The following is a 12,527-nucleotide window of genomic DNA, read 5'->3' as shown; positions in this document are numbered from 1 at the left end:
GCATGGCTGAGATCGACAAGCACTCCGATACTTGGCGGGCCGTGACCGAATGGGCACGGCAGCAGCGCCAGGAGGCCATCGATATGCTGATTGCGGACCGCGACTCCGAGCAGCAGCGCGGCAAGATCGAATTGATCGACGAGCTGCTCAAGCTCACCAAGGAAGCATCCATCCCGCCCGTTGTGGCGGACAACTACCGGTAACCAATAGCCGCCCGTGAGGGCCGCTGGAGGCTGTATGACCACACAACGTGACGCCACTCCTGACGAGCAGGCCGCCATCGACGACGCCAATGCAGATGCACTGTTCGAGGAATTTTCCGGGGGCAAGCCCGCTGAAGACCCCGGCCTGCCTGATGACCAGGAGAACGGAGACGATCCGGCTGGCCAGCCTCGTGACGACCAGGGGCGATTTGCGACGAACGATGGCCACGACGAGCCAGGCGAGGACGCTCAAGCGAATGAGGGCGGGGGCAACGATGCCGACCCTCTCGCACAGCTCGAGCGCTACCGGCAGGAGGCCCAGCAGTGGCAGCACCGCTATCAGTCCGACTTGGGCCGTCAGAGCGCCCTGCAGCGCAAGATCATAGAGCAGCAGCAACTGATCGAACAGCTGCAGAAGGGCGGCCAGAAGCCCGAGCAAAAGGCTACCGGTGAAAATCCTGAAGGCTCAGGCATGTCAGATGCCGAGTGGGAGGCGTTAAAAAGTGACTTCCCTGACCTCGCCAAAGCGTTGGATGCTCGGCTAGGCGCCATGAGTTCCCGTTACGAGCAGCAGATCGAGCAGCTCAAGGGCCAGATCCAGCCCATCCAGCAGCAGGCGCAGGACCAGGCGATGCAGGCTCAGTTCTCCGCGCTCGATCAACAGCACCCCGATTGGCGGGATACCGTCAACAAACCCGAGTTTCACAACTGGCTGCAACAGCAGCCACCGGCCATTCAGAAGCTGACGGAAAGCGACAGCGCCGCAGATGCCGCGTATCTGCTTTCCACCTTCAAGCTGACCGTTGGTGAAGCTCAGCAGCCCAACTCCCAACTGCAGCAACGCCGCCAAAGGCAGCTGCAATCCGCCCAGACCGTCCCGAGCCGGGGCGGTCGTCAGCGCAGCGCTATCCCCGACAATGATGAGGATGCACTGTTTGATTACTTCGCAAACCAGTAAGGCCGCAGTCGCCGCCTGACATCCTGGTCTGCACGACATACCCGCAACGCAAGCGAGCGGACGAAACACGAAAGCCCTGCCTCCCTCGGGACGCGGGGCTTTTTGATGCCTCCTCCGTGTGAGCAAGCGAAAGGGTCGCAACGCAAGCCTTTCTACTTCTGACACATAGGAACCCAAGCAATGCCTGCCACTACCTATAGCGGCCTTTCCCAGCGCACCACCTTCTGGGCCATGGCCGAGCATCTCAAGCATGCCGAGCCGCAGCTGGTGCTTTCCAAGTTCGGCATGTCCAAGCCCGTGCCGAAGAACAAGTCCGAGTCAGTGAAGTTCCGCCGTCCTGTACCGCTGGCCCTGGCCACTACGCCACTGACCGAGGGCGTCGCGCCTACGTCCAAGGCGCTGACCTACGAAGACGTATCGGTCACGCTTGACCAATACGGCGATGTGGTTGAAATCACCGACAAGGTCGCCGACCTGGCTGAAGATCCGGTCCTCAAGGACGCGACCGCGCTGACGGGCGAGCAGTCGGGCGAGACTATCGAGTCGTTGATGTGGGGCATCCTGCGCGGCGGCACCAACGTGTTTTATGCCAATGGCTCCGCACGCAACGCAGTGAACTCGCCGATCAGCCTGGCCAAGCAGCGTGCCGTGACCCGGCTGCTCAAGGCGGAGCGTGCCAAGAAGGTCACCAGCATGGTGTCCTCAAGCGTGAAGTACGGCACCGAAGCGATCGATGCCGCTTACATCGGTGTGGCCCACACCCATCTGGAAGCCGACATCCGCGACATGCCCGGATTCGTACCCACCGAGAAGTACGGAAGCATGAAGCCGCTACCGTTCGAGATCGGCAAGGTCGAGGACGTGCGCTATGTGCTCACGCCGGTGCTCGAACCGTTCGCCGATGCCGGAGGTGTCGTGAATGGCATGGTCTCAACCAGCGGCGCCAACGCCGACGTCTACCCGGTGATCTATTTCGGCAAGGATGCTTACGGGCATATCGCGCTGAAGGGCAAGGAAGCCGTTGAAATGAAGATTCGCCAGCCCGGCGAGATCGACTCCAATGACAAGCTGGGCCAGAAGGGCTGGGTGGGCTGGAAAACCTACTGGAAGGGCTTCATTGCCAACGAGATGTGGATGGCCCGCCTGGAAGTGGCAGCTACCGATCTGGTGTAAACCAGTGACATGCAGTGACTCAAGGGAGGCATTCGCCTCCCTTTATATCTGATGAAACGCCGCCCGTGAGGGCCGCAGGAGAATCTCAGTGAGCGAAGAACTCAATCTCGACACCCTGAATAAGGAAGAGCTCAAGGCACAAGCCGGCATTCTCGGCATTGAGCTGAAAGGCAATCCCAGCGACGACACTATTCGCGAGAAGATCCGGGAAGCGTTGGGTGAGCCAACTGCTAAGCCTGCCGTCTCTGAGGATAGCGGCATTGCCGTGCGCAAAGACGAGAAGCGTTACACCATCAAGATCCACAAGGATGGCAAGGACAAGCAGCCGGTGCCGCTGGCCTGCAACGGCCGCGTGGTGCGTATCAAGCGTGGCGAGACCGTGACCATCGGGGAAGGACTTTTCGAGAGCCTGAAGAACGCGGTTCAAATGGTGAAGGATGAGGACAGCGAAGAGATGATCGAGGTCCCGTCCTATCCCTATACCGTCCTCAGTACGGAGTAACCCATGACCTTCCTCGAGCTTTGCCAACGGCTGCGCCGGGAGGTTGGCGCAGCGGGTAATGGCCCGTCCAACATTGCCGGGCAGTCGGGGGAGTATGCGCGACTGATCGGCTGGGTGCGTGACGCTTGGGCGGAGTTGCAGGCTGAGCGCCGCGACTGGCGCTTCGATTGGGCACAGGGCGGCGTGGACGTGGTGCACGACTTCCGCGAATACCTGCTGCCGGATGACTTCGACCGCTGGGATGCCGGCACCTTACGCCTACAGGGCAAGACATTGCAGGTTGTGAGTTGGGCCGTCTTTCGTGAGCGCTACCGAGAGCCGGCCGGACAAGGGCCGCGTCATGTCGCCATCGCCCCCGATGGCATTCTGCATCTGGACGATTATCCGGCGACATCGGGAGAGATAACCTTCGAGTACTGGCGCACGCCGCAGGTGCTTGAGAGCAACACCGACACGCCGCGCCTGCCTGAGCGCTACCACATGCTCGTCGTCTACCGAGCCATGCTGCAGTACGGGCTCTACGAGAACGCCCCCGAAGTGGTCCAGCAAGCGGGCATCAATGCAGCGCGGCTGCTCAGCCAGATGGAGTTGTCGGAACTGCCCACCCTCAGCTTCGCGGGGCCCCTGGCATGAGCCAATCCAGCTACATCGCTCTGGGCGGGGGGATCGACCTGATGACGCCGCCCCGTCAGCTGTCCCCTGGTACCTGCCTGTATGCGGTCAACTACGAGTGTCCGATCAGCGGCGGCTATCGGCGCATCGACGGCTACACCCAGCAAGGCCCGGTGGTCCCCGGTGAGGGGCCGATGCTGGGCGTGGTGACGTTCAACGACGCTATTCATGCCGTGCGCAAGGATGTTGGGGCCGACACGGCCACGTTGTACACGCTAAATACCGGCACGAACAGCTGGGACGTGGTCGGGATAGCGGGGGCGCTTCACAATGGCCGCCACGAGTTCGTCGAGGGCAACGTCTACGCCACCGAGGCCGGCCGGGCGCTTTACGGTGTCGGCGGCGGCAAGCCGTTCGAGCTGACCAGCGGCGGCACGTTCACCGAACTGACTGGCGCCATGGCCGGCGCTCGCTACATCGCCCTGTTCAGCAATCACTTGATGCTGGGCTTCCCCGCCGGCAGCTTGCAGCACTCCGGCATTGGCGAGCCTGCCGTGTGGGACGCGGCGACCGGCGGCGCCGGCGAGATCGGCGTCGGCCAGACTCTGACCGGCCTGGTGCCGGGCACCGGCGGCGTGCTGCATATCCTCTGCCGCGACAGCGTCAAGACGCTCTACGGTACCAGCAGCGCTGACTTCCAGCTCAAGACCACCGTGCCCAACAGTGGCGCCTGGCCGTACTCGGCGCAGTCGCTGATGCAGCCGTACTTCATTGCCGAGCGCGGCATCACGGCCCTGGACGCGACCCAGCAGTATGGCGACTTCCGGCCTCTGCAGCCGGGCGCTCGTGTGGAATCGCTGTTCGCCGAGGACGGCCTGGCCACTCGCGTGGTGGCCAGCGTGGTCAGCAAGCGTCTCGCTCAGTACCGCGTGTACTTCGACAACGGCACCGGCATGTACCTGAGCCCGACCGGCATTACCACGGTGAAATACCCCGACCAGGTCCGCGTCACACATGCCGGTGAGTACGAGAACGGCCAGGAGGTGCTGCTGTTCGGCGACGATCAGGGGCGCGTGCATCGCCTGGGCAACGACGCCCCCTCGTTCAACGGCGAGCCCATCGAGGCGTTTCTGACGCTGGCCTATACCGACCTCAAGCAGCCCTCGGCGCGCAAGCGCTTCCGGCGCGTATTCTGGGATCTGCGTTCGGGGAGCGACGCCACTATCAGCATCCAGCCGGACTTCGACTACGGCAAGATCGAGTCCGCCCGCCACCTGCGCCAGATTCTGTCATTCATTCTCGGCGGCGGGCTGTGGAACGCGGATAACTGGGATGAGTTCACCTGGTCGGTGCCGAGCTTGGCGCAAGAGCCGATGGATATCGCCGGCAGCGGAACCGCGATCAACTTCGCCATCTACAGCAACAGCATCAGCGAGCCGCACGAAGTGCTGGGCTACGACCTGGCGTTCGACATGAGGAGAGCACGCCGTGGCTAATCGGTACTACGACAACAGCAACGAGGCGCAGCGCCTGCAGCCGGGCACCACCGCCAAGGCGCAAGAGGTGGATGACAAGTTCGATCAGATCGCCACCGGCATGGGGCTGGTCGAGCAAGACACCAACCGCGCCATCAAGCTGCCCGCCGAGGCGATCAGTCAAGAGTTGAATGCGTCGGCGTACCAACGCCGTCGCCGGGTAGTGGGCTTCGATCAGGACGGCAACCTGGCTCTGCTGGCCGGCCTCAACTGGCGCGGCGACTGGGCGGCCAATACCGAATATTTCATTAACGACGTGCTGCGCAATCCGGTGACGCACAACATCCATGTCGTGCAGGTCCGGCACATCAGCGACACCACGTTCAGCACGGCCAACCTTGCGCTGGCGATCAATGCCGAGGAACTAGAGCAGCTCAAGGCGGATACGCGCGGGCTGAAGGATGAGGCACTCGATGCCCGCGATCTGGCGCGGCAGCACCGCGATCATTCACGCGAAGCGCTGTATGGGTCGCAGGTCGCCCAGCAGGGCAGCGAGAAGGCACGCGACGCGTCGCAGGCTGCCCGCGACGCTAGCCAGAGCGCCAAGGGGTTCTCCGAGCAGGCCCGCGATGCCAGCCAGGCCGCCCGCGATCTGTCTCAGCAGTACCGCGATACGACGCTGGAACATCGCAATGCCGCGAGCGAATCCGCATCTAGCGCCAGTCAGTCGGCCACCAATGCCGCCGGCTCGGCCAGTACGGCAGATGCTCGCGCTTCGGCTGCCGGTGATTCGGCCAGCGGCGCCGCTAAAAGCGCCCAGGCTGCTGCCGCATCGGAGCAACATTCCGTTGAGATCGAAGAGCGGATCGGCGCGACCACGACCGTGGATTTTCTCAGCTTTGAGCTGAGTGGCGCGGACCTGATCGTCAGTTTCATGGGCTACGCGGATGACAGCACCTTCTCAATCAATGCCGCCGGCGAAATGGAGGTAATCCTGTAATGCCAATACTCAATCTGGGCCGCGTACGCTTCAACTGGCGCGGCCAGTATGATGCTGCAGCCTCGTATGCCGAATACGATGTGGTAGAAGACGATGGTCAGTCATATTTCTGCACGGCGCCTATCAGTGGCACGGGCCCCAATGACACTGGGGGCAGCGGCTACTGGGACGACATGCTGGTACGCGGCGCGGACTACAACGCGGCCCGCGCTCAGGCGTTACAGGCAGCCAGTGAAGCAGACAGTAGCGCACAGTCCGCAGCCGGCAATGCCCAGCAGACAGGGCAGGACAGGACAGCGACCGGCGAAGATCGTCAGGCCGCCGATACCAGCGCGCAACTGGCCGGCAAATGGGCGAGCGAAGCGGAAGACGTTGAAGTTGAGCCGGGCAAATTCAGCGCCTATCACTGGAGCCAGAAGGCCAAGTCGGCAGCGGATCTGGGCTGGGATGCAGTACAGGACAAACCTGTCACCGCCACCCGTTGGCCCGCCTTCAGCGAGGTGACCGACACGCCTGAAGCTGCCACCCGTTGGCCGACGTTCGATGAAGTCACCGACAAGCCGACAACCTTCCCGCCCGCGACGCACTCACACACATGGACCAGCGTCACCGACAAGCCGACAACCTTCCCGCCCGCGACGCACAGCCACGCGATCAGCGCCGTTACCGGATTGCAGAGCGCTCTGGACGGAAAGCGCAGCAATACCGACGCCATTCAGGTGATCTCGGACAGCACCACGGCGGCGGCATTTCAGACCTACGTGCTGACCAGCAGCTTGGCATTGATCCTGCCTGCGTCGCCCAGGGTGGGCGACTGGGTGCGGGTGTCGAATCTGTCGGGTGGCGAGACCTGCGTCGTCGGACGTAACGGCGCGAACATCATGGGGCTGGCTGAGGATCTGACGATCGACGCGGCCAATGCGGCCATCACACTGAGCTACGCAGACGCGACCCGCGGCTGGGTCCTGGCATAAGGAGTTAATGATGAGCAACTTGAGCGATTTCTTTGGGGGTAGTGGCGGTGGTAGTGGATCAGTATACGGAATAACGCCAGTTGACGTCCTTCCTGCTTACCCAGCAGGAAGCTCTGTTGCTTTTGGTCACCCGGAAAACACCGGGGACGCTTTTGAAGCAGGAGCAACAACAGGCAACTGGTCCTACTACCAGGGTGGCTCAGTCCTGTGGACGATAAGCTATTCAGATGTTCCCGGAGCCACGGCAACGGTCGGCGCCTGCTGGTATAGTCAGACCAGCCTGCTATTTGCTTTTACAGACGGATCGGCAACATTTTTTATTCGAGAAGTATCCATATCAGACGGTTCATTTTCTGGCGTATCCGTAGATTTGACTGTTGCTGATGCGGGCGTTAGTTCAACAGAGATGTACAACGGATTTTGGCATAAACCAGACCTATCAGGCTTCTATATCGGCGGCTATTCTTTGATAGAGGTCGATAATAGCTTTGCTTTCGTTAGCGAATATAGTACAGGTGGAAAGCTTGTGACGACGGATGGGCTTGGCGTAATAATTACCGGCAGCACTAGCACATTCTCTGACGGTGCGAGATTGACTATATACAACATTTCAAAGCAATCGGCAGTGAATTTATACGCTGCGCGAGAGGTTGGGTTGTTGGCAAGCGACTACAATCAGTCCAGACAACTGTTCTGCACTGATTATAATGGGTTTGTGCAACAGTGCGGGTCATCCCCGTTTAGAGCATCAATGACATCGTTTTCAAAAACTGTCAAAGAGACTTATGTGGCGCTCGGAGGAATCTTGTGATGCGTACTGTACAGTTTCCTGTTGAACACATTCCCGGCAGCAGGCTGGTAAGCTACCCAGACGACAAGGCATTATTTGCAAACGCGCGTATTGTTGGCGATTACGTAGTTGCCGATTATGAAGGGAGGCTTGCGTTGGATGGCTACGTACCAATCGATACTAGCCCTCGCCACATCACCGTCGGCGCCTTCTTTGACCGCTTCGGCGATCAGAAGTACCCGATCCTGAGTAGCGACAACACCCAGGTTAAGGCGCTGATCACCGACTGCACGGTACGCGAGCACATCGATCTGGACTCCGCAACGCTGCCAGCTGGGCTGCAGATGCTGGTCGATGCCGGGTTCACGATCGATCCCGAGGCGGTGCTATCGGGTGCGGTGCAAGATAGCGAGCGGCCAGGGCGGTGATGTGGGAATCGCTCGCTCCCTGATTCTCAATTTCCGGCAAACCGTGAGGTTTCCCCATGGCAACAACCGATAGTCTTCAAGATACGCTCAACAAGATGAAGTCCGCCAAAACGGCCAGTGTTTCGCAGGATCAGACGGCACTGGGGCTTCTGTCAGACGTCGATTTCCAAGGCGCGACGAAAGCATCCGTCTCCCAAGGCCAGACCTCGGCCGGCCTGCTGAACAGCATGCTCAAGAGCGATTCGCCGCTGATGAAGCAGGCGGCGACGCAGGGAAGGCAACAGGCGGCCCGGCGCGGCCTGCTCAACTCCAGCATGGCAGCGGGCGCAAGCCAGGGCGCGATGATTCAGAACGCGCAACCCTTCGCCCTGCAAGACGCCCAGACCTACGCCAACCTTGCCCAATTCAACACTGGGCAGGAAAACCAGATGCGAAGCCAGCAAAACCAGATCATGGGACAGGGCGCGCTTCAGGATTCCGGAAATTACTTCGACCAGGCCCAGTTCAACGCCAACGCCGAGAACCAGATGCGCAGCCAGGCTAACAGCCTGTTGGGTGAAAGTTATCTTTCCGACCAAAGCTACCAGCAGCAGCAGGGTCTCAACGATCAGCAGTTCGGGTATCAGACGCAGCTCTCCGACCAAAGCTACCAGCAGCAGCAGGGTCTCAACGATCAGCAGTTCGGGTATCAGACGCAGCTCTCCGACCAAAGCTACCAGCAGCAGCAGGGTCTCAACGATCAGCAGTTCGGGTATCAGACGCAGCTCTCCGACCAAAGCTACCAGCAGCAGCAGGGTCTCAACGATCAGCAGGCTCAACTCCAGAGTCAGCGCGACGAGCAGCTGGCCAGCTACGACAAGGATATGCAGCGTCTCAACGCGGAATTGCAGGAAGCCCAGGCGGCCAACGATTTTGAGCGCACCCAGCAGATCACCGATCAGCAAGCCGGCATCCAGCGTGAGCGTGATCAAGTTTTGTTTAATCAGCAGTTAGAATCCACTGCGCAGGAATACGGGCTGAGGGGCGATCTGCTCAAGCAGGAAACTGAACAGGAGATGAAAAAACTGTACGGCTCCAGCATGGCCAACGCATGGGGCGTGATGGGCAATAACGTCACCGACATCGTGGCTCAGTCAATGGACGCCATCAACAATATCCAATCCAACAGCAATATCGCCGCTGCAGACAAGACGAAGATGATCGAGCAGGTCATGTCTATGCGCGATAGCGATATCCAGTTCCAGCAAAGCCTCTACCAGAGCTTGCCAAACTACCTAGCCGATACCGGCGTGTTTCCAACCGCGTAAGGAGATGAGCAATGGACTGGGATAGTGTCGGCAATCTTTTTTCGTCAGCAGCAAAATACGCCACCACCGCGTTCGACTGGATTGGCGAAAATCCCGAGGCCGCCAACCTTATCGGAGGTGTGGCTGTAGGTGTGGGGCAGGCTTATTTGCAAAACAAGGAAGCGGAAGATCAACGCGCCTTCGATATGCAGATGTACAAGCGCAAGCGCGAGGATGCCTATGCCAAGCCCGGAGAGATTGGCAATTATGGCTCGCATTTGAATACCGTAACCAATGGGTTGATTTCCAACGGCCTGATTACGGAGGGCCAGTGACATGGCAGGCGATTCTGACGGTCGCGGCGGCGTCGGGCGCGGCAGCACTGGCTCTCCAGGCGGTTCTCATGGCGGCAGCAGCGGCTCGTCCTCGGGTGCCGGCAAGGGAGCCGCCGGTGGCGGCAATAGCGGACGAGGCGGTGGCGGTTACAGTGGCGCCATCGGCAATGCAGTTGATGCCTCAAGCCGATCTTCGAGGGATGATGGCGGCGGCTACTCAAACGGTTTCGGCTCTGAGGTGGATTCAGGCGGGGTAGTTGCCGGGCAGGGGGGCGGCCTGAGTCGAGATACCGGCCGGGACACTGCAACAACACGAGCCGACACGGCCAGCATGACACGCACCGAGGCCCGTCGTGCCAGCGGGCTATACGGCAGCGTGGAGACCGGCACCCCCATGAGTGGCGTCGCAGAGGGCGCCGTAGCCAGCCTGAATGACACCAGCGAGCAAGCAGAGCGCAGCTTCATGGATCGCCTGGACGCCGCCCCCATGACGGATGCCCAGGCGGAGCGTAGCATTCAGGAGAATGCCAGCCCGGGCGCACTGGGCAGCACAATCTCTACCGTGGCCAGCCTGGTGGGCGGTGTGCCGGGCGTGGCGCTGAGTACGAGTATCAACACTGCGCTGTCAGCCCGGGAAGCGGCACGGAACATCGAGCACTACAATGACATGACCGGCGCCAATCTGGATTCCAGTTTCGGCCATAGCCTGGCGCAGCAGTCGGTCGGCGCTGCTACCGGCTTCTTGGGCGGGAAGGTCGGTAGCATGGCAGGCGCCAGGGCAGGCGCGTCGGTGGCAGGCTTGCCGGGCGCTGTTGCCGGTGGGCTGCTGGCCGGTGCGATGGGCAAGAACTTTGGCCGCCAAGCCGCCCTTGCAGACCCGAACGAAGGCTCGGCAATAGGCTCCGGAACGGGTGGAGCCCAATCTCAGGGACTGCTTGCCAGCGCCGTGAACAGCGCGCCGTCCAATACGGCCACGAGACGCCCTAGCGCCCGTTACGGTGCGGTAGACTTCGACGGATATTCAAGTTACGCCGAACGCTTTTTCGCTTAACTCCACTCGCCGCGAGGTGACACATGGCAGGACTTCTCCAGCAGGGCATGCAGCCGCAGGCCCACCCCCAAGGCACCCCGCCCCCATCACGACAGGCTCGGCCGGGCCAGCATCAACAGACTGCGCCGCAAGGTGATCCCAGCGTGAACATGAGTCCCGAACAGGGCGGCCAGCAGCGCGAGCAGCTCGTCAACGCCATGCTGGAGTCGCTCTACGGCCCGGCGCTCGATCAAGTACGCGCCCAACTCGAACAGCGCCGCGACCAGCCTGCCGAGGCTATCGGCAGCGTGGTCTCGCAACTGCTGCTCACCGCCTACCAAGCGCTGGTCGAACAGGGAAAGACCATTCCGCCCGGCGTGATGATTCAGGCGGCAATGATCGTGGCCCAGGCCGTGGGGGAAATGGCTATTCGCCGCGGCGTGCTCGCCGAAGATGACGGTGACGCCATCGAAGCTGGCTTCATGATCGCTATGGCTCGTTTCGGCAAGGCCGCATCCAAGCATATGAAGCCCGGCCAGCGACAGCGTTACGCCGAAATGATACGCGCCCTGCGCGAGGCTAAAGCAAAAGCCACTGGGCAGGGCGGGCAAGTGCAGCAGGCCTCAGCACAACCGCAGCAAGCAGGGGGTATGTGATGGCAGGGCTACTCGGAAGCGTACTCGCTGGGGCAGTGGCCGGCGGGGGGAAGGCAATGCAATGGAATGCACAGAGCAGTATCGAGCAGAAGCGGCAGGAAGCGCTGAAGCAGATGGATCACAACTTGGCGATGGAGCAGCAAAACGATCAGCAGCAGTTCACCTCGGACGAGAATGCGCAGCAACGCGACTTCACGGCCGAGCAGAACACTGCAGACCGCGAGCAAAAGGCGCGTCTTGCCGACCAGCGGCAAGCCGGCGCCAACTACCGGACCAATGCCGGTGCATGGCAAATGGTACCCACCGATGACGGCGGCTACACGCGATTCAACACGGCCACCGGCGAAACCGCCGCGGTGCCGGAAGGCATCAGTCCGAAAGGCTTGCTGGGCGGCGCCATGACTGAGCGCCAGCAGGCGCAGAGCAAATATCTGCAGAGCCAGATCCAGGCCATCGACAAACAGCTGTATAACTCCAATGTCCCTTTGGAAGGGGAACAGAAGAACAAGCTTGAGCTGCAACGCAATCAGTTGCAGGTTCAACTGGAAAGTATGCTTGGTATGAACGGGGGCGCCGGCGGTGGCAGCCTGGCCGATGATGTAGTCGCGATGCGTGGCAACGCCGCCAGTACCCCATCTGCGCCAGCCTCATCCGACGCCGGAGCCGAGCAGGCCCCGCAGGAGCCGACCAGCGCCCGAGGTTTGCTCCAGCAGGAGCGACAGGCCAGCCAGCAGAAAGCGCAGAGCAACGAGCACAAGCGTGTCGTGAACGCCACCGCCAAGCAAGCAGCGGATCTTGTCGAGTCCATCACACGCCAGCGCAACGGTGGTGCCGACAGTTGGCTCGCCGCGAGCGTCAACCAGGCCCGCAACGGTGGGGCGATCGAGCCCGATGCCGAATCGGTCAGCCGTGGTCAGCAACTGGCCAGCGAACTGATCCGGCTGCACGACGACCCCAGCACGACCGACTTCCAGCGCAACCAGATCATGGATGCGCTGCGACAGCTGCGCGATAGCGGTATCGAGGTACAATGACCCGTCCGCTACACGGCGCTGGCTGAACCACGCCTGCGCCGTGTAGCGATTCACAACGCATTGTCGGGAGA

Annotated in this window: 15 protein-coding genes; all 15 read left to right on the top strand. The window is 61.2% G+C overall.

From position 1 onward, the window contains the following. The first annotated feature begins 2 nt into the window (after nt 1-2). The gene (locus ACYQ12_RS10280) at nt 3-203 is read left to right on the top strand and encodes a hypothetical protein (RefSeq protein WP_459871089.1); all 201 of its coding nucleotides are present in this window, start codon (nt 3-5) and stop codon (nt 201-203) included. A 34-nt stretch (nt 204-237) separates the two neighbouring features. Further along, nucleotides 238-1,161, top strand: coding sequence for a hypothetical protein (locus tag ACYQ12_RS10275; protein WP_459871086.1), 924 nt, complete (start codon nt 238-240; stop codon nt 1,159-1,161). Between the two features lie 180 nt (nt 1,162-1,341). Then, nucleotides 1,342-2,334 (top strand): N4-gp56 family major capsid protein, encoded by a 993-nt coding sequence (locus tag ACYQ12_RS10270; protein ID WP_459871083.1) that lies wholly within the window; start codon nt 1,342-1,344, stop codon nt 2,332-2,334. Between the two features lie 88 nt (nt 2,335-2,422). Then, a complete protein-coding gene (locus ACYQ12_RS10265) occupies nt 2,423-2,836 on the top strand; it encodes a hypothetical protein (RefSeq protein WP_459871080.1) in 414 nt (137 codons plus the stop codon). A gap of 3 nt (nt 2,837-2,839) precedes the next feature. Next, on the top strand, nt 2,840-3,469 hold the full coding sequence (locus ACYQ12_RS10260; protein ID WP_459871077.1) for a phage adaptor protein: 630 nt from the start codon (nt 2,840-2,842) through the stop codon (nt 3,467-3,469). Continuing rightward, nucleotides 3,466-4,944, top strand: coding sequence for a hypothetical protein (locus ACYQ12_RS10255; RefSeq protein ID WP_459871074.1), 1,479 nt, complete (start codon nt 3,466-3,468; stop codon nt 4,942-4,944). Before ACYQ12_RS10260 ends, ACYQ12_RS10255 begins: the two co-directional genes overlap by 4 nt. Then, nucleotides 4,937-5,923, top strand: coding sequence for a hypothetical protein (locus ACYQ12_RS10250; protein ID WP_459871071.1), 987 nt, complete (start codon nt 4,937-4,939; stop codon nt 5,921-5,923). The genes ACYQ12_RS10255 and ACYQ12_RS10250 overlap by 8 nt, the downstream gene beginning before the upstream one ends. Then, entirely contained in the window at nt 5,923-6,897 is a 975-nt protein-coding gene (locus ACYQ12_RS10245; RefSeq protein WP_459871069.1) for a hypothetical protein, read from the top strand. The genes ACYQ12_RS10250 and ACYQ12_RS10245 overlap by 1 nt, the downstream gene beginning before the upstream one ends. A 10-nt stretch (nt 6,898-6,907) precedes the next feature. After that, on the top strand, nt 6,908-7,708 hold the full coding sequence (locus ACYQ12_RS10240; RefSeq protein WP_459871066.1) for a hypothetical protein: 801 nt from the start codon (nt 6,908-6,910) through the stop codon (nt 7,706-7,708). Then, a complete protein-coding gene (locus tag ACYQ12_RS10235) occupies nt 7,708-8,115 on the top strand; it encodes a hypothetical protein (RefSeq protein WP_459871063.1) in 408 nt (135 codons plus the stop codon). Before ACYQ12_RS10240 ends, ACYQ12_RS10235 begins: the two co-directional genes overlap by 1 nt. Nucleotides 8,116-8,171: 56 nt before the next feature. Beyond that, nucleotides 8,172-9,422 carry a hypothetical protein gene (locus ACYQ12_RS10230; RefSeq protein WP_459871060.1) on the top strand — a complete coding sequence of 417 codons (1,251 nt, stop codon included), beginning with the start codon at nt 8,172-8,174 and terminating at the stop codon, nt 9,420-9,422. Nucleotides 9,423-9,433: 11 nt separating this feature from the next. Then, a complete protein-coding gene (locus tag ACYQ12_RS10225) occupies nt 9,434-9,736 on the top strand; it encodes a hypothetical protein (RefSeq protein WP_459871057.1) in 303 nt (100 codons plus the stop codon). A gap of 1 nt (nt 9,737) precedes the next feature. Continuing rightward, the gene (locus tag ACYQ12_RS10220) at nt 9,738-10,787 is read left to right on the top strand and encodes a hypothetical protein (RefSeq protein ID WP_459871054.1); all 1,050 of its coding nucleotides are present in this window, start codon (nt 9,738-9,740) and stop codon (nt 10,785-10,787) included. Between the two features lie 23 nt (nt 10,788-10,810). Next, nucleotides 10,811-11,422, top strand: coding sequence for a hypothetical protein (locus ACYQ12_RS10215; protein ID WP_459871052.1), 612 nt, complete (start codon nt 10,811-10,813; stop codon nt 11,420-11,422). 56 nt (nt 11,423-11,478) lie between these two features. Then, entirely contained in the window at nt 11,479-12,456 is a 978-nt protein-coding gene (locus ACYQ12_RS10210) for a hypothetical protein (protein ID WP_459871049.1), read from the top strand. Nucleotides 12,457-12,527: the final 71 nt, after the last annotated feature.

The sequence above is a fragment of the Halomonas shantousis genome (assembly GCF_054654615.1).
The sequence above is the reverse complement of the archived record's forward strand: the minus strand, read 5'-3'. Positions and strand labels throughout refer to the sequence as shown.